We start from the raw sequence: 15,492 nt of genomic DNA on the forward strand, positions 1-15,492 counted from the left end.
CTCAGCGCCGTACGAGCGGTGCCGTAGCAACCGGGCTCATTACTTGCGCAGTTCGGCCGGCGGGGTGCGCTTGGCGTCGACCTTCTCGGTGCGCACCAGCTCGCCCCACACGATGTAGCGGTACTTCGAGGTGTAGACCGGGGTGCAGGTCGTCAGGGTGATGTACTGGCCGGGCTTCTTGGCGCCCGACTCCTTCGGGACCGGCTGCAGTACGTCGACGTTGTACTTCGACGTCTCCGTCAGCTCCGCGAACACCTTGTAGACGTACCAGGTGTCCTTGGTCTCGAAGACGACCGGATCGCCGGTCTTCACCTTGTCGATGTTGTGGAACTTGGCGCCGTGGCCGTCCCGGTGGGCGGCGAGCGTGAAGTTGCCGTTCTTGCCCGCGCCGGGCAGCGTCGCCTTGACCGGATCCGTGTAGTAGCCGGCCACACCGCCGTTGAGGACGTCGGTGTCGGTGCCCTTCTTGACGAGCACTTCGCCGTTCTTCATCGCCGGCACGTGCAGGAAGCCGATGCCGCCCTTGGTGTCGAGGGCGCCCGGTCCGGTGGATGCCGCCCAGTCGCGGCGCACGCTGTCGCCCTGTGCGGATGCCTCGCGGTCGGCCATGACGTTCGTCCACCACAGCGAGTAGACGACGAACAGGCCGAGCACCAGGCCCGCGGTGATGAGGAGTTCACCGAAGACGCTGATGACGCCTGCGACGATGCTGCGGCCGCGCCGGGCCGCAGCCGGTTCGGGCGTGCCGGTCCGCTCCTCGTGGTCGGTTCCTGTCGCCACCGCACCCGCCCCTGCTGTCCGTTCGGTCATTCCACGAGCGCGTCGGGCTTGCCCTTGCTGCGCGGTCGGTCGTCGACCATCTTGCCCCACACGATCAGCCGGTAGGTACTCGTGAATTCCGGCGTACAGGTCGTCAGCGTCAGATAGCGGCCGGGCTTGGTGAATCCGGATCCGGCGGGGATCGGCTTGAGCACCGACACGTTCGCGGGCGATGTCTGCGGGAGCTCGCTGGTGATCTCGTAGGTGTAGTACGCGTCCTGCGTCTCGACGACGACCTTGTCGCCCGCCTTCAGCCGGTTGATGTACCGGAACGGCTCGCCATGGGTGTTGCGGTGGGCTGCGACCGCGAAGTTGCCGGTCTTGTCCCCCGGCATGGCCGTCTTGAGGGAGCCTTCGTCGTAGTGGCCGATCATGCCCTTGTCGAGGACCTTCGGCTTGCTGGTGCCCTGCGCGATGGGGGCGACGATGTCCAGCTTGGGGATGTGCATGATGGCGAAGCCCTGACCGGGTGCGAAAGTGCCGGGCTTGCGGCCGTCCGCCCAGTCCTGCGCGATCTTCTTGGCGGCGCTGCCCGCTTCCTGGTGTGCGCGGACGTTCGTCCACCACAGCTGGTACGTCACGAACAGGAGCATCACCACGCCCAGCGTGATGAAGGCTTCGCCCAGGATCCGGCTGGCGATCACCGCCGCGCTGTCCTTACGGGCCTTGGCCGCCCTGCGCGCCTCGGCCCGGGTGAGCCGCCGCCCGTCCGGCTCGAGAACGGGAGCGGGAGCGGGAGCCGCACGCCCCTTGCCCTTGGCGGCCCTGCGCCGCTCGGCCCGCCCTCCGGTGGCCGGCGGGACCGCGGTAACCGATGGGACCTCAGTGGCCGACGGGACGGATATCGGCTCCGAGACGGGTATCCCGGGTGAGGCCTGGTACTGCGGTGCGACCGGCTCGGATATCGGCTCCCGGGCGGGATACCAGTCCTGCTGATGGGCCACGGGGCCCGGCTCGTACCACTGCTGAGGCTCCGTCAGCGGCTCCGGCGCGGGCGCCGCCATGGGCTCGGCCACAGGCCCGGATACGGGCTCCTGTACGGGGGCTGAAGCCTCGGGTGGCAGGTTGTCGGCCCGGAACCAGGGCGAGCCGTGCCCGCCCGGTGGCAGCGGGTCCGTCAGCGGGTCGTACTCGTGCTCCGGACGCACGGCGGTCACGCCGCGGCCTTGCCCACCACCGGCGCGAGCCCCGCCGAGCGCTCGACGGCCCCCGCGTCCCCGCATCGGACCAGCCAGTTGGCCAGCATGCGGTGGCCGTGCTCGGTCAGGACCGACTCGGGGTGGAACTGGACGCCCTCGACCGGCAGTTCACGGTGGCGCAGCCCCATGATGATGCCGTCCTCGGTGCGGGCGGTGACCTCGAGCTCGCCCGGCAGGGTCGCCGGCTCGGCGGCCAGCGAGTGGTAGCGGGTCGCCGTGAAAGGAGAGGGGAGCCCCGCGAAAACGCCTGTGCCCTGGTGCAGCACCGGCGACGTCTTGCCGTGCAGCAGCTCGGGGGCCCGGCCCACGACGCCGCCGTACGCGACCATCATCGACTGCATACCGAGACAGACGCCGAAGACGGGGACGCCGGTTGCGGCGCAGTGGCGCACCATGTCGACGCAGACGCCCGCCTGTTCGGGCGCGCCGGGGCCAGGGGAGAGCAGGACGCCGTCGAAGCCGTCCTGGGCGTGTCCGAGGGAGACCTCGTCGTTGCGGACGACCTCGCACTCGGCGCCGAGCTGGTACAGGTACTGGACCAGGTTGAAGACGAAGCTGTCGTAGTTGTCGACTACGAGAATGCGCGCGCTCACCGGGCTGCCGTCCCCATCCCCTGGTCCACCGTCACGTCGTTGAACGGGAGCAGCGGCTCCGCCCACGGGAAGACGTACTGGAAGAGCACGTAGACGATCACGAGCACCATCGCGAGCGAGATGAGCGCCCGCAGCCACGCGTTGCCCGGCAGATGCCGCCAGATCCAGCCGTACATGCTGTCCCCGCTGTCCCTTCCGACGATCGTTACGGCACCAGACTAAGGGGCCCGGCTGTGGTTGGGGGTCAGCCGTCCAAAGCTGTGGGTTTGCCCTGCGTCACGGGCAGCGTGGAGTCGAGGTGCCCCCAGACGATCAGCCGGTGGCTACTGCCCCATTCCGGGTCGCAGGTGGTCAGGGTCAGATAGCGGCCCGGTGAGCGGAACGGCGACTTGGCGGGGAGGGGGTCGATGACGCCGACGTCGCCGGGCACGGTCCGGTAGGGCTTGTTGTCGATGCGGTAGGTGTACCAGGTGGTGTCGTCGCGCAGGACGACCGCGTCGCCGGGCCGCAGTTCCGGGAAGTCCTTGAACGGGTCGCCGTAGGTGCGCCGGTGGCCGGCGACGGAGAAGTTGCCCTGCCGGCCGAGCTGGGCGGTGTTCGCGTAGTGGCCGAGGCCCTTCTGGAGGTCCTTGACGGCGGTGCCTTCGAGGACGGGCTTGTGCCAGTCCTTGCCGAGCCGCGGGATGTACATGACGGCGAAGGAGCGGCCCTCGCTGTACGCGGGCGGTGGGGCGGCCTTCTGCGGCGCGGCCGGAAGGGGCGGCGGGGACTGCGCCCACTGCTGCTGCAGGCCGGACATCTGGTCGCTCGCGGCGTTGTCGGCCTTCACGCCCGTCCAGTACAGGAGGTACACGACGAACAGGACGATCAGGGTGCCGACGGTGAGGCACAGTTCGCTGAAGGTCCTCACGACGATCCGCACGGACATCGCAGGTGCCCCCTCCCGCGCGCTACTTCACCGGTTTCGCGTAGTGGAGATCCACTGTGCCCGAGTAGGCGGCGAGAGTCATCGTCTTGTGCTCGTCGACTTTCCAGCCGAGCCCGTAGGCCTTCACGTACAGCTGGTAGTTCTGGATCGCCTTGGAGGCGTTCAGCGCCCCGCGCAGCTTCCCGGTGTCCCCGACCGCCGTGATCTTGTACGGGGGCGAGTAGACGCGGCCCTGGAGGATCAGCGTGTTGCCGACGCAGCGCACCGCGCTGGTGGCGATCAGGCGCTGGTCCATGACCTGGATGCCCTGGGCGCCGCCCTGCCACAGCGCGTTGACGACGGCCTGCAGGTCCTGCTGGTGGATGACGAGGTCGTTGGCCTGCGGGGCGGGGTAGCCGGGGGCCGCGGTGGCGTTGGGCGGGGCGTCGTTGAGCGTGACGGTCAGGCCCCTGCCGGAGACCGGCGCGGTGCCGGAGGCGTCCTTGAGGCCGTTGAGGAGCTGGTCCTGGGCCTTGGTGGAGCCGTCGTCGCGCTGGGCGAGCGCGTCGACGTCGCCGCGCAGGGCCGCGGTGGAGTCGCCGAGTTCCTTGTTCTTGTGGTCGCGCTGCTTGATCAGGTCCGACAGCTTCAGGAGCGAGGCGTCGGTGCGGATGTTGGTGCCCTTGGCCGTGTTGAAGCTGGTGACGAAGATGAGGCCGGCGAGCGCGAACACGGCGGCGGAGAGCAGCCGTACGGGGCGGGCGCGCAGGCGGCGCCGGGGTTGCTCGGGGACCCGGTCGGGGGAGTCGGCAGAATTGCTCAACGTACCCTTATCTCCTTCGGCGCCACGGAAGCACTACGCTAACGGACGCTTGGGGGAGGCTTCCCCCGCAGTCCCGTCCCCCGGCGCCGCCACAGTTCCCTGCGCGGTCACGCAGCGCATCGACAGGAGAGTTCCTCGTGCCGAAGTCACGTATCCGCAAGAAGGCCGATTTCACGCCGCCGCCCGCGAAGCAGGCGACCGCCATCAAACTGGGCAGCCGCGGCTGGGTGGCCCCGGTGATGCTGGCGTTCTTCCTCATCGGGCTCGCCTGGATCGTCCTCTTCTATGTGACCGAGGGAGACCTGCCGCTCAAGGCGCTCGGCAACTGGAACATCGTCGTCGGTTTCGGCTTCATCGCGGGCGGCTTCGGCGTTTCCACGCAGTGGAAGTAGCGCTGTTCGCATAGGGGCGGAAGCGGCGAAAGCAAGCTCTGCCCCCAGTTATCCACAGCGCTATCCACGGGGAGTGGATAACTCAGACGATCTGTGGATAACTTCCGGAAGGTTGACGCCGGTGTGACTGGTTCCGCCGGTCTCCCCATCCCATGCGCCCCTTGCCCCGCCTGGAAAGACCCAGGTCAGGAGCGAGGGGCGCAGGTGTTCCCCACCCGGTGCACAAGTTCGGGCACCCTCTGTGGACAACTCTGGGGAAAGCTCGTACCCGCTGTGGTCAGGTGAGCTGCGCGGTGCGGATCAGCACCATGACGACCGACACCGCGAGCACCAGCGCACAGGTCCCCCACTGCACCACGCCGCGCCGCTCCGCCGGGGCATGGACCATGCCGATGCCGACCAGAACACCGGCCACCAGACCGCCCACGTGCGCCTGCCAGGCGATGCCCGACCACGCGAACGTAATGATCAGGTTGACCACGAGCAGCCCGATGACCGGCCGCATGTCGTACTTCATCCGCCGCATCAGCACCGCCATGGCACCGAACAGGCCGAAGATCGCCCCGGAGGCGCCGAGCGAGGGTTGGTCGCGGGCGGCGAGCAGATACGTCAGTGCGCCGCCCGCCAGGCCCGACACGAAGTACAGCGCCAGATAGCGGGCGCGGCCGAGCGCCGCCTCCAGGGGGCCGCCGAGCCACCACAGGCTGAGCATGTTGAAGGCGATGTGGATGTAGCTGCCGTGCAGGAACATCGAGGTCAGGAGCCGGTACCACTGGCCCTCGGCCACGCCCTGCACGCCGTCGAAGCCCTGCACCGGCCATCCGCCCAGCAGGTAGAACGCGCCGGTGAACCGGAACCCGACGATTTGCTGCACCACGAACGCGGCGACGTTGATCCCGATGAGGATCTTGGTGAACAGCTGCGGGTCGCCCGCCGCCAGGGTCCCGCCCGCCAGCGTGCGCGGCTGGTTCGCCGTACGGGCGTGGCCGGTGCCGGAGCCGGAGCGCACGCAGTCGGGGCACTGGAAGCCGACGGAGGCGCTGATCATGCACTCGGGGCAGATCGGGCGCTCGCAGCGGGCACAGCGGATGCCGGTGTGCACCCCCGGGTGCCGGTAGCAGCCGGGCAGGCCGGCCTGCCGCGCCTGGTCCTCTTCCTGGTTCATCGGGCTCCCTCGTCCTCGTGCAGCAGCTCCGCCCCGCTCGTCATACGGACGGGCGGGGCGGAAAGGTTCCCTGCGGAGCCGGAGATCAGCCTTCGCGGGTCTCCACGACGACCGACTCGATGACCACGTCGTTGACCGGGCGGTCGGTGCGCGAGTTGGTCTCGGTGGCCGCGATGGCGTCGACGACCTTGCGGCCGGCGTCGTTCGAGACCTCGCCGAAGATGGTGTGCTTGCGGGTCAGCCACGCGGTGGGCGACACGGTGATGAAGAACTGCGAGCCGTTGGTGGCCGGGCCGGCGTTGGCCATGGCAAGGAGGTACGGCTTGTCGAAGGCGAGGTCCGGGTGGAACTCGTCGGCGAATTCGTAGCCCGGGCCGCCGGTGCCGTTGCCCAGCGGGTCGCCGCCCTGGATCATGAAGCCGCTGATCACGCGGTGGAAGACGGTGCCGTCGTACAGCCGGTCCGTGCTCTTCTGGCCGGTCGCCGGGTTCGTCCACTCGCGCTCGCCCTGGGCGAGCTCCACGAAGTTCTTGACCGTCTTGGGTGCGTGGTTCGGCAGGAGCCGAATCTCGATGTCGCCCTGGTTGGTCTTCAGGGTGGCGTAAAGCTGCTCGGCCACGATCTGCCTTCCTTAGAGGTCTGCACTGACGTCCCACGATCCTCGCACGGACCGCACCGGCGAACGGGAATTCGCCCGGTTACCGACAGATACCCGCTGAACGGTGCCGTACTGCCCGCAACCGTGGCATTGTCGACCGCAAGCTCCCTCCAGCACTGCGCTCCGCCCCCGCGCTCCCAGGTGCTTCAAAAGACTCGCTGCCCACCCGGATGCCTGGGAGCACATGCCGGGTACCCGCAGGACAGGCATGATTTCGAGATGGGTGGAAAGGCGACATACCGAACCGCCACCAAGGAGGAGGATCACGTGACCCGCATGGAGAGCGTGCGCGCCGCGACCGGAACGGCGAAGGAGAGCGTGCTGCACGCCGCGGAAGTGGTGGCGCCCTACGCCGACTCGGCCAGGCAGCAGGCCGCACAGTATGCCCAGCACTACGCCCAGGAGGCGCGCGTACGTGTCGCGCCGAAGGTGTCGAAGGCAGCGGCGCAGGCCCGCACCCAGGCCCGGCAGCAGTACGACGTCCACCTCGCGCCGCGCGTCCCGTCCAGGGTGGACGAGGTGGCCCACCAGGCGGCGGAGCGCTCGCGCCGGGCCGCCCGGCAGGCCGCCGACTACGCCGCCCCGCGCGTGGAACAGGCGGTCGCCGCCGCCCAGCCGCTGCGCGAGGAGGCCATGGCACGCTCGGCGGCGGCGCTTGCCGCGCTGCGCGGGCAGGTGACGACGCAGGAGATCGAGAAGCTCGCGCGCCGGCACCAGCGCCGGGCCAGGGCCGCCCGCGCCTGCAAGGGCCTCGTGATCCTCGGCATCCTCGCGGGCGGCACGTTCGCCGCGTGGCGCTGGTGGGACAAGCAGGCCAACCCGGACTGGCTGGTCGAGCCCCCGGAGCCGACCGAGGTCACCGACCGCCCCCCGCTCACCTCCGTGGACGGCAGCACGACCGACGCCCTCGACCCCGAGGTCCAGGCCAAACAGGCCGCGGAAGAGGCGGCTGAGCGGGACGAGCGGCGCTGACGAGCGGCGTTAGGCAACCGCACAGCCCCCGGGTGTCCGGCGGTCCCCTGAGACCGGCGGACACCCGTCGCTGTCAAGGGACGGCGACGGCCTCGTTCGGGGGAACCTCGCCGCGGGCGACCGCGAGCAGGTTCGCCACGGCCATGTCCGCCATCCTGCCGATCGCGTGCGTACTGAGATAGGCGCTGTGCGGCGTCACGAGGAGGCGCTCGGGCACGAAGGCGAGCAGACCGTGGGGGTCGTCGGCAGGGTCCGGGGTGGGCTCGATGTAGTAGCCGTCGATGGCGGCCCCGGCGATCCACCGCTCGGCGAGCGCCGTCCGCAGGGCGACCGGATCGAGCAGTTCCGCCGCGAGACGTTCACCAGGAAGCCGTCCGGGCCGAGCGCCCGCAACTGCTCGGCGCCCACGACCGCGTCGTTCCCGCCCGGCTCGTACGCGAAGTTCAGGGACACCACGTCGGCGGCCGCGAACAGCTCGTCGAGGGAGCCGACGGCCCGGTAGGGGAGGGCGTCGAACTCGGGGCGGCGGCTGCGGTTCCAGTACACGATCTCGGTGCCGAACGCGGCGTGTGCCATGCGGGCGAGCTCGCGCCCGATGTGCCCCAGGCCCGCGATCCCCAGCCGGACGCTGCCGAGCGAGGGAGTGGCCCGCTCGCTCCAGCGGCCGGCGGCGACCCCGTCGACGGTCCGGGTGATCGAGCGGACCAGATCGAGGGTCTGGGCAAGCGCGAATTCCGCGACGGCGAAGGCGTTGGCGTGCGGGGTATAGGTGAACCTGACCGGCGACGGGCCGTCGGGGATTTCCATGAAGGTCTTGAATCCAGTGCCCATGAAACAGGCGACCTCAAGACCGGGGAGCTGCTCCCAGGCCTTCGCCGACATGCGTTCCGACCCGCCGAGCACATATCCCCAGGCGCCTCTCAGGGCTTCTATCACCCCGGCTTCGTCCAGGTCTCCGGGAATGGTTTCGACGGTCAGTCCGCCGGCTTCGAGTGCGTGCCGCGCGGACCGGGGAAACGTCGCGCCGCTCACGACCACTCTGCGACCGCTCATGGTCAGCTCCTCATGTTCTCAACTCGCTGTGGAAAAGCCCCGCCGGTACCAGAGGAGGGGTTTGTCCGTGCCCTCTGCCACCAGGCCGGTCAGCTTGCCTATCACCAAGTGGTGGTCGCCGACCGGGACATGGCGTATCCGGGTACATCGGAATGCCGCGTTCGCTCCCGTCAGATACGGCAGCTCGGTTCCGGGCCAGGTGTCGAAGGCGAGGCCCTGAAATCGGTCGGCGCCGTGTTCGGCGAATGCGGTGGCCACGCCGCGGTGCTGTTCACCGAGTACGTTGACGATGAATTCGCCCGCGCCGAGCAGCGCCTCGCGGCAGCTCGACCCGTTCGAGAGGCCGACAAGGACGAGCGGCGGGTCGAGCGAGACGGAGGTCACCGAGCTCGCCGTGAAGCCGCGCCGGCGCCCCTGCCCGTCCCGGGTGGTGACGACGGTCAGCGGCGCGGCCAGGTGCGACATCGCCTCGCGGAACGTCTCGCCGTCCACCGCGACGGGCGGCCCCGGCGGGGAAAGCGCAATTTTGGTCCGAGCGCTCATGAACTCCCTCTCTCCGTAAGGTTTTCCAGGCTCCCCTGGGTTTCCAGGATGTCCGTACGGGTTTCTGTACGGGGTTCTTGGCGGAGTCGCTCGATGCGTTCTTCGCAGGCTTCCTCGCGAGTCTCGGAACCGGCTTCCTCGCGGGCCTGGATTTCGGCGAGCGCCCGCTCGAATCCCCGTATCGTCAGCGGCAGGAACACCACTCCGAAGATCACGAGCAGAGCGGTGAGAACCACGACCAGGCCCTGCGGGCCCGCGGTTCCCACGACCGTCGCGATCAGAATGCCGCCGATCGGGAAGGAAAGGTCGTTGATGATGAAGAACGACCCCATGACCTTTCCCAGATGCTCCCTCGGAATGACCTTCACACGCTGGGTCCGGTTGAACACATTGAAATACGCGTCGCCCACCAGCATCACCACGAAGGCGACCGCGTAGACCGCGAACGACGAGGCAAGGCCGAGCAGGAGCAGGGCGCCGCACACCACCGTGAAGCCGATCACCCCGAGCATGCCGACCTCGAATCTCCTCAGCAGCAGAGGCGTGATCAGCAGATTGACCAGGCCCATGACGCCGACGCACATATTGAGCAGTGCGAACGAGGAATCCGGCGCCTTGAACACACCGGTGATCACAGCGGCATTCGCCGCGAGGACGGTCGAGACGACCAGGTTGATCGAGAAGTTGAAGCAGGCAAGCAGCAGTACGGGCCGGTTCCCGGTCAACAGCCGCCAGCCGAGCCGGAGTTCGGTGACGGCCTCCCGCGCGCTCCCCCCGCCCGCCCCGCCCTTCTCCGGCCCCCGGTGCGGCAGCGGCAGCCAGCAGGCCCCGGCCAGGGCGAACATCGCCGCCGCGAGAACGAGCAGCCAGACCTTGCCGAGGACGAGGACGGAGACCATCGCGAGGCCGGGGCCGAGAGCCATGGAGAGCAGCTCCATGTTCTGCACGACCGACTGCGTCCTCGCGAGGTCCTCGCCCTCGGCGACCTGCGGGACGACCTTCTCGACCGCCATGTGCACGGGAGCCATCAGAATGGAGAGCAGGGCCCCGTTCGCCATCAGGACGGCGGTCGACCAGGACGGCGTCACCAGGCACAGCACCGCGACGAGCCCGAGGGCGCCGGCCCGGGCGAGATTGGCGCGCCGGAAGAGCCGGACCCCGCCGTCACGGTCCGCGAGGAGCCCGGCCAACGGGAAGGCGACCAGATTGGGAAGCCATTCGAGCGCATAGGCGATGCCGAGCGTCGAGACCTCTTCGGTGTCCTGGAACAGGATCAACGGCACGGCGAACAGGACCAGTTGCTGAGCCATCAGACCGGTCAGGACACCACCGGCGAACAGGGTCCGCCGCGTCCGGGGGCGCGCCATCAGCCGGTCGGCATGGACGCGCCGGCGGCCGGACTCGACGCCGCCTCCTTCTCCTCCAGCTCGCGCACCAGTGGCAGCACGCGGGTGAAGAAGTTCCGCATCTCGTCTCGGGCCGGCCAGCCCGAGAAGATGAACTCGCCGATACCGGCGGCCTTGTACTCCATGAGGTACGCGGCGACCTCCGCGTGGCTGCCGACCAGGCAGAGCGCCGGCCCGCCGCGATAGGCGACGGCGCCGGAATACAGAACCTGCGACATCCAGCCGTGGCCCGCCTCGTCCGCGAGGCGGAAGGAGTTGTGCACGGCCTGGGAGTCGGCGGTCGCGACGAAGTCGGCGACCCACTTCTTGCGTTCCTCGGTGGCGCCGCTCATCACCTCGGCGAGTTCCGCGAGCGCCTCTTCGCGGGTGTCCCGGGTCAGCACCTGCATGCGCAGGCCGACACGGCCGCCCTGGGCGAGCACCGGCGCCGCCGACTTCGCGATCTCCTCGGGGGTGTCCGCGTACCGGAACCAGACGTCACCGTGGCGCACCGCGGTCCGCTGGGCGACCCCGGAGGCGCCGCTGATGAGGATCTCGGGCCGGCCGCCTCCGTGGTAGCCGAGGCTCAGCTGGGCGTCCTTGAGCCGGTAGTGACTCCCCTCGTACGTCAGCGGGGTCTCACCGCGCCAGAAGGCGTGCAGGATCTCCAGGAACTCGTTCGCGCGCTCATAGCGGGCGTCGTGCGCCAGGAAGTCACCGTAGTAGGCCTGCTCGGCCGGGGAGATGCCCGCGATGACATTGAGCGAGATCCGGCCCTCGGACATCCACGAGAAGGTGTTGACGACCTGCGTGAACAGGGTCGGCGACAGCAGACCCGGGCGGTAGGCCAGGATGAACTTGAGCCGCCGTGTCTCGCGCATGAAGACGCCGATGATCGGCAGCGGGTCGGGCAGGTCGAAGCTCTGGGCCATCAGCAGCGAGTCGACCCCGAGCTCGTCGGCCTCGCGGGTGAACTCGATGGCGCCGTCCAGGTCGAGCACGTCGGACGCGTACTGCTGTGTGGACTTCTTCTGGCCGTCGTCCAGTGCCGAGCCCCAGTGAAACCTCAACTGACTCATGTCGCGTCCTTAGCTGTCATCCGGTTGCCAAACACCGTTCGTCTCCGATTCCCGCTCAGCGCTCGACGGTCGCCGTGACCGGCTCGACTTCCAGGCGGTAACGGGCGATTGCCTCGCGGATGGCGCGGTGGACCGCCGCCTGGCTGCCGCCGCGGAACAGGAAGCGGCCGCCCGCGTGGTCGTAGCCGCCCTCGCCGTCGAAGACGTGCCCAGGGGCGGGCAGCGCCTCGGCGTAGACCTCGGGCACCACGCCGGACAGCGATACGCGGTCCACGAGCCGGGCGGGCCAGGGCCTCGGCTCCGGGAAGACCAGCCACCCGCCGCTCGCCTCCACACCCTCCAACTCGCCCTCGTCACTGAGCGGTTCGAGGCCGAGGGTGGTGCGGAAGGCCTCGCCGAACAGGTCGATGCCGTACAGGTCGCGGTGGAGGAACGGCACCCCGGCCCCGCCCGGCCGCAGGCCGACCTCCAGGAACACCGGCTCCCCCGCCGGGGTGACGATCAGCTCCAGGTGGAAGGGTCCGTCCCACAGCTCCAGGGCGTCCAGGCAGTCATGGGCGAACCCGGCGAGCTCGGTGCGCAGCGGCCCCGGGTCGAGCAGCACCGAGCCGAGCGGGGTGCCGCGCGCGAAGTCCAAGCAGGTGTTGACGTACTCCGAGACCGTCACGAAGTGGTACCGGCCGCCCAGGCGGATGCCGTCGACATGGTGGATGCGCCCCTCGACGTACTCCTCCGCCTCGTACTCCTCGCCCACGAGTTCCGTGAGCGCCCCGGTGAGTTCGGACTCGGTGCGGATCAGCCGCACCCCGCGCGAGGCGGCGCCGTCGCGGGGCTTGAGGACCAGCGGCAGGCCGAGCTGCGCGACGAGCTGCGGCGCGGTGGTGTCCGCGCCGACCTCCAGATGGCGCGGGACGCGTACGCCCGCGAGGTCGACCCACTTCTTCATGACGGTCTTGTCGCGGAAGCGCCGGACGTAGTCCGTGTTCCAGCCGGGCACGTCCAGGGCCGCGCGCAGCCGGGCCGCGGTGAGCAGGTCGAATTCGGACACCCCGACGATCCCCGCGACCGGGCCGTGTTCCTCGGCGATGCGGCGGGCCGGGCCGAGCAGCGTGTCGTAGTCGAGGTCCGGCACCACCACGGTCGCGACCGCCGAGTCCTGTGCGAGCGGGGCGAGCCCGTCCTCGGTGGTGAGGTGGGCCAGGCGGTGGGTGCCGTCGGGAACGAAGCGGTGGTACTCGCCGAATTCGTCGTCGAAGCGGTTGATGACCAGAATCAGCGGGAGGGAATCGGCCGGGGTGGAATCGGTTGCGGCGGGATCGGTTTCGGCAGAATCGGTTGCGGCGGCCGTGCTAGTCAAAGCTCACTCCAAGGTCGATCAGGTGTCCGAGCTCCAGGGCGTCGGCATACGAGTCCGCGGTGTACAGGGCGTGGCCGATCCGGCAGCGGAAGTCGTGGTCCGGCGGTATCTCGTCGCCCGGGCGCAGATACAGCTCGGCGTCGAGCACGTCGGGCCGGGCACGCAGCGCGTCCAGGCCGCGCGTGGTCCGGTAACGGGTGCGCCCGGGCGCGGTGAAGAAGCGGATCGCGGCGTGTTTGGCGCGCGGCGCGCCCAGAGGCACGTCCCGCGGATCGAGGCCCACATGGGCGGCCACGGCCAGGTGTGGCAGGGACACACCGGTGGCGATCTCGACGAGCTCGGGAATGTGGTCGCCGCCCATACGCGCACCGAGCTCAATGAGCACGGGCCCGTCGGCGAGCAGGCGCAGTTCGCAGTGGAAGGGGCCGACGGTGACGCCGAGGGCGGCCACGACGTCGGTGACGTAGGACTCGACGGTACGCCGCTGGGTCCCGGTCAGCTCGGCCTGGACGATGTGGCCCAGCTCCACGAAGTACGGCTCGGGGCCCAGGAGTTTGCTGGTGACGGCGACGATGGTGATCTGCCCGGCGGCCGACACGCACCCCTCGACGGACACCTCGGGCCCGTCCAGGTACTCCTCGACGAGGACCCGGCCGTCCAGGCGTCGCCCCAGGTCGAGGCGCTGGTCGTCGGCCAGGATGCGGTAGGCGGCGCGGAGTTCGGCGAGGTTGTCGGCGCGGCTCACATGAATGCTGCCGGCCGAGTCGGCTGGCTTCAGTACGCACGGGAAGCCCACGTGCCCGGCCGCCGCCTCGAGCTCGGCGGGCGATGCCGCCGGGGCGTGGCGCGGTGCGCGCAGCCCGGCGGCATCGATGCGCCGGCGCATCGAGGTCTTGTCACGGACCTGATCGACCGACTCCTCCGCGAGGCCCGCGAGCCCCAGGCCGGCCGCGATCCGGGCGACCACGGGTACGTAGAACTCGAAGCCCGGCAGGACACCGGCGAGCCCGCCCTCGGCGTGCAGCCGGGTCGCCGCCCGCAGCAGGGCGCCCTCGTCATTGGTGTCGACGGTCACGAGGGTGTCGATGTCCCCGCGCACCCGGTCGGGGAGCCGGCGGTCGGCGTCGTCGTACGAGGCGACCACCGTCTCCAGACCGAGGTCATGGGCGGCGCGCAGCAGCGCCGCCCCCGAGGACATCGGCTCGACGACCAGCACCCGGCCGCCGTGCGCGTCGCGGAGGTCGGTCATGTCAGCTGCCGACCAGTGCTGCCTCGCGGGCCCCGACCGTGGACTCGTACAGCTCGGCGAAGTAGTCGCCGATGAGGTCGATGAAGACCGTGAGGTAGACCTCGGCCTGCTCGGGGCTGCTGAACTTCTCGACGGCGCGGGCGACCGTGCGGAACATCAGCTCGTCGTGGTCGTGGGACTCGTCGAACGCGATGTGGGCGCGGGTGCCGTGGACGTACTCCTTTCCGAACGCGGTGGCCGCCTTCTCGGTGATGACCGGGTTGTAGCGGTCCGAGTACCACTCCACGAACCAGTCCCAGATCGTGGTGGGCGCCGGGCCCGACCGGTCGGCCTCGAGACGCAGGTAGCCCATGAGCTTGGCGGTGGAGGGGAAGACCGGGGTCGCGTTCAGCTCCTCGATGGTGAGCCCGAACTTCTCCAGATCGCGGGTGAACATGTTCTCGTGGCCGAATTCCTCGGCGAGGTATTTCGCGAGCTTCGCGGCGAGGGAGTCGTCCTGCGAGCCGACCTTGTAGAGGGCGTAGCTGTCGACCTCGTTGTTGAGCCTGATCCGCAGCACCGTCTCGGTGATGTGACGGATGTAGTAGTCGCGGTCTATCCATTCGCCCTTGTGCAGTTCACGCAGCTTGGGAACACGCTGGAACTGCTTCTCGAGGAGTTCCTCGGCAAGTCCTTCAAGGCGCGCCCGATCGAGCTTTGACACGGTGAATCCACAGCCCTTCTTCGACGATGTTTTCGCTAGAAGTTGCCATGACCGCCGGGGAATTCTTATTTCCGCACGGCATGCCAAAGGAGGAAGGCTGTCGACGCACACAGATGTGCCACCATCCCCCGTTCAACGCCACAGGATCTTGACTGCCCATGTCCAGGGCCGATCGCTGCAACAGCTCGAAGCTACCCAGCACGCAAGAGGTGAGTCAAGGCCATTCTTGACCAGTACAAGCCGTGGATCTTGACTCGCAAAACGGACCCCGCAGCTCCGAAACACAGGATTCACATTCCGTAAGTACACAGGTCAGCGAGGTGTACACCGCCGGATTGCGAATCTGGCATGTCGCGTTCATTAAGCCTGCACAGGATCTATTGACAGGCAGTCCTGACTAAGCAATCCTCGCCCTGCCGTCGTTGGAATGCGGCGTGCGCTCACCGGGGGAAAGGTAAAACAACAATGAAAAGGATCACCGTGCTCGCCGCCGCCGTGGCCGCCCTGATCGGGTTCGCCGTCGCGCTGCCGACCACCGATAGCGGGCCCGGACCGTGCTGTGCGCTGTCCGGAAGGAACGCGGTGTAGTCAGTCC

19 protein-coding genes are annotated in these 15,492 nt (G+C 69.1%); 3 read left to right on the forward strand and 16 right to left on the reverse strand.

Going from position 1 to position 15,492, the window contains the following annotated elements:
* Nucleotides 1–39: 39 nt before the first annotated feature.
* From IE206_RS35915 to IE206_RS35940, 6 genes are all read right to left on the reverse strand, one after another.
* Nucleotides 40–810, reverse strand: a complete 771-nt coding sequence (locus tag IE206_RS35915; RefSeq protein WP_189969815.1) for a class E sortase — start codon at nucleotides 808–810, stop codon at nucleotides 40–42.
* On the reverse strand, nucleotides 807–1,976 hold the full coding sequence (locus IE206_RS35920) for a class E sortase (RefSeq protein ID WP_226598918.1): 1,170 nt from the start codon (nucleotides 1,974–1,976) through the stop codon (nucleotides 807–809). Before IE206_RS35920 ends, IE206_RS35915 begins: the two co-directional genes overlap by 4 nt.
* A complete protein-coding gene (locus IE206_RS35925; protein ID WP_189969819.1) occupies nucleotides 1,973–2,611 on the reverse strand; it encodes an aminodeoxychorismate/anthranilate synthase component II in 639 nt (212 codons plus the stop codon). Before IE206_RS35925 ends, IE206_RS35920 begins: the two co-directional genes overlap by 4 nt.
* The gene (locus IE206_RS35930; RefSeq protein WP_053724737.1) at nucleotides 2,608–2,787 is read right to left on the reverse strand and encodes a hypothetical protein; all 180 of its coding nucleotides are present in this window, start codon (nucleotides 2,785–2,787) and stop codon (nucleotides 2,608–2,610) included. Before IE206_RS35930 ends, IE206_RS35925 begins: the two co-directional genes overlap by 4 nt.
* A 68-nt stretch (nucleotides 2,788–2,855) precedes the next feature.
* Nucleotides 2,856–3,539 carry a class E sortase gene (locus tag IE206_RS35935; RefSeq protein ID WP_189969821.1) on the reverse strand — a complete coding sequence of 228 codons (684 nt, stop codon included), beginning with the start codon at nucleotides 3,537–3,539 and terminating at the stop codon, nucleotides 2,856–2,858.
* Between the two features lie 22 nt (nucleotides 3,540–3,561).
* Nucleotides 3,562–4,341: a DUF881 domain-containing protein gene (locus IE206_RS35940; RefSeq protein ID WP_189969823.1), complete on the reverse strand. Its 780-nt coding sequence runs from the start codon at nucleotides 4,339–4,341 to the stop codon at nucleotides 3,562–3,564.
* A 137-nt stretch (nucleotides 4,342–4,478) separates the two neighbouring features.
* Here IE206_RS35940 and crgA point away from each other — a divergent pair, with 137 nt between their 5' ends.
* Nucleotides 4,479–4,733 carry a cell division protein CrgA gene (gene crgA / locus IE206_RS35945; protein ID WP_053724735.1) on the forward strand — a complete coding sequence of 85 codons (255 nt, stop codon included), beginning with the start codon at nucleotides 4,479–4,481 and terminating at the stop codon, nucleotides 4,731–4,733.
* Between the two features lie 277 nt (nucleotides 4,734–5,010).
* Here crgA and IE206_RS35950 read toward each other — a convergent pair whose 3' ends face one another.
* Together IE206_RS35950 and IE206_RS35955 are read right to left on the reverse strand one after the other, a co-directional pair.
* Nucleotides 5,011–5,898, reverse strand: coding sequence for a rhomboid family intramembrane serine protease (locus IE206_RS35950; RefSeq protein WP_189969825.1), 888 nt, complete (start codon nucleotides 5,896–5,898; stop codon nucleotides 5,011–5,013).
* 85 nt (nucleotides 5,899–5,983) lie between these two features.
* Nucleotides 5,984–6,517 carry a peptidylprolyl isomerase gene (locus IE206_RS35955; RefSeq protein ID WP_189969828.1) on the reverse strand — a complete coding sequence of 178 codons (534 nt, stop codon included), beginning with the start codon at nucleotides 6,515–6,517 and terminating at the stop codon, nucleotides 5,984–5,986.
* Nucleotides 6,518–6,775: 258 nt separating this feature from the next.
* Between IE206_RS35955 and IE206_RS35960 the strand changes: the two genes are divergently transcribed.
* Entirely contained in the window at nucleotides 6,776–7,528 is a 753-nt protein-coding gene (locus IE206_RS35960; RefSeq protein ID WP_189969830.1) for a DUF5324 family protein, read from the forward strand.
* A 73-nt stretch (nucleotides 7,529–7,601) separates the two neighbouring features.
* Here the strand turns inward: IE206_RS35960 and IE206_RS35965 are convergent, their stop codons facing one another.
* From IE206_RS35965 to IE206_RS36000, 8 genes are read right to left on the reverse strand one after another with little or no spacing between them, the layout of a single operon-like run.
* A complete protein-coding gene (locus IE206_RS35965) occupies nucleotides 7,602–7,745 on the reverse strand; it encodes a hypothetical protein (protein WP_189969832.1) in 144 nt (47 codons plus the stop codon).
* Nucleotides 7,724–8,581, reverse strand: a complete 858-nt coding sequence (locus IE206_RS35970) for a 2-hydroxyacid dehydrogenase (RefSeq protein WP_189969834.1) — start codon at nucleotides 8,579–8,581, stop codon at nucleotides 7,724–7,726. The genes IE206_RS35965 and IE206_RS35970 overlap by 22 nt, the downstream gene beginning before the upstream one ends.
* Before the next feature lie 18 nt (nucleotides 8,582–8,599).
* Nucleotides 8,600–9,124 carry a flavin reductase family protein gene (locus IE206_RS35975; RefSeq protein WP_189969836.1) on the reverse strand — a complete coding sequence of 175 codons (525 nt, stop codon included), beginning with the start codon at nucleotides 9,122–9,124 and terminating at the stop codon, nucleotides 8,600–8,602.
* The gene (locus IE206_RS35980; RefSeq protein ID WP_189969838.1) at nucleotides 9,121–10,491 is read right to left on the reverse strand and encodes an MFS transporter; all 1,371 of its coding nucleotides are present in this window, start codon (nucleotides 10,489–10,491) and stop codon (nucleotides 9,121–9,123) included. Before IE206_RS35980 ends, IE206_RS35975 begins: the two co-directional genes overlap by 4 nt.
* Nucleotides 10,491–11,588, reverse strand: a complete 1,098-nt coding sequence (locus IE206_RS35985) for an LLM class flavin-dependent oxidoreductase (protein ID WP_189969840.1) — start codon at nucleotides 11,586–11,588, stop codon at nucleotides 10,491–10,493. Before IE206_RS35985 ends, IE206_RS35980 begins: the two co-directional genes overlap by 1 nt.
* Before the next feature lie 55 nt (nucleotides 11,589–11,643).
* Entirely contained in the window at nucleotides 11,644–12,945 is a 1,302-nt protein-coding gene (locus IE206_RS35990; protein ID WP_189969842.1) for an ATP-grasp domain-containing protein, read from the reverse strand.
* Nucleotides 12,938–14,194 (reverse strand): ATP-grasp domain-containing protein, encoded by a 1,257-nt coding sequence (locus tag IE206_RS35995; RefSeq protein WP_189969844.1) that lies wholly within the window; start codon nucleotides 14,192–14,194, stop codon nucleotides 12,938–12,940. Before IE206_RS35995 ends, IE206_RS35990 begins: the two co-directional genes overlap by 8 nt.
* 1 nt (nucleotide 14,195) lies before the next feature.
* Complete coding sequence (locus IE206_RS36000) at nucleotides 14,196–14,897, reverse strand: heme oxygenase-like domain-containing protein (RefSeq protein WP_189969846.1); 702 nt, start codon at nucleotides 14,895–14,897, stop codon at nucleotides 14,196–14,198.
* 465 nt (nucleotides 14,898–15,362) lie between these two features.
* Here IE206_RS36000 and IE206_RS43295 point away from each other — a divergent pair, with 465 nt between their 5' ends.
* Entirely contained in the window at nucleotides 15,363–15,485 is a 123-nt protein-coding gene (locus IE206_RS43295; RefSeq protein ID WP_264198218.1) for a hypothetical protein, read from the forward strand.
* The last annotated feature ends 7 nt before the right edge of the window (nucleotides 15,486–15,492 follow it).

Source organism: Streptomyces violascens, assembly GCF_014649955.1.
GTDB lineage: Bacteria > Actinomycetota > Actinomycetes > Streptomycetales > Streptomycetaceae > Streptomyces > Streptomyces violascens.

Coding starts and splice junctions, on each gene's coding strand:
- IE206_RS35950 (WP_189969825.1), bottom strand. CDS start 5,898: ATGAACCAGGAAGAGGACCAGGCGCGGCAGGCCGGCCTGCCCGGCTGC.
- IE206_RS35935 (WP_189969821.1), bottom strand. CDS start 3,539: ATGTCCGTGCGGATCGTCGTGAGGACCTTCAGCGAACTGTGCCTCACC.
- IE206_RS35985 (WP_189969840.1), bottom strand. CDS start 11,588: ATGAGTCAGTTGAGGTTTCACTGGGGCTCGGCACTGGACGACGGCCAG.
- IE206_RS35930 (WP_053724737.1), bottom strand. CDS start 2,787: ATGTACGGCTGGATCTGGCGGCATCTGCCGGGCAACGCGTGGCTGCGG.
- IE206_RS35975 (WP_189969836.1), bottom strand. CDS start 9,124: ATGAGCGCTCGGACCAAAATTGCGCTTTCCCCGCCGGGGCCGCCCGTC.
- IE206_RS35995 (WP_189969844.1), bottom strand. CDS start 14,194: ATGACCGACCTCCGCGACGCGCACGGCGGCCGGGTGCTGGTCGTCGAG.
- IE206_RS43295 (WP_264198218.1), top strand. CDS start 15,363: ATGAAAAGGATCACCGTGCTCGCCGCCGCCGTGGCCGCCCTGATCGGG.
- IE206_RS35960 (WP_189969830.1), top strand. CDS start 6,776: ATGGGTGGAAAGGCGACATACCGAACCGCCACCAAGGAGGAGGATCAC.
- IE206_RS35980 (WP_189969838.1), bottom strand. CDS start 10,491: ATGGCGCGCCCCCGGACGCGGCGGACCCTGTTCGCCGGTGGTGTCCTG.
- IE206_RS35970 (WP_189969834.1), bottom strand. CDS start 8,581: ATGAGCGGTCGCAGAGTGGTCGTGAGCGGCGCGACGTTTCCCCGGTCC.
- IE206_RS35915 (WP_189969815.1), bottom strand. CDS start 810: ATGACCGAACGGACAGCAGGGGCGGGTGCGGTGGCGACAGGAACCGAC.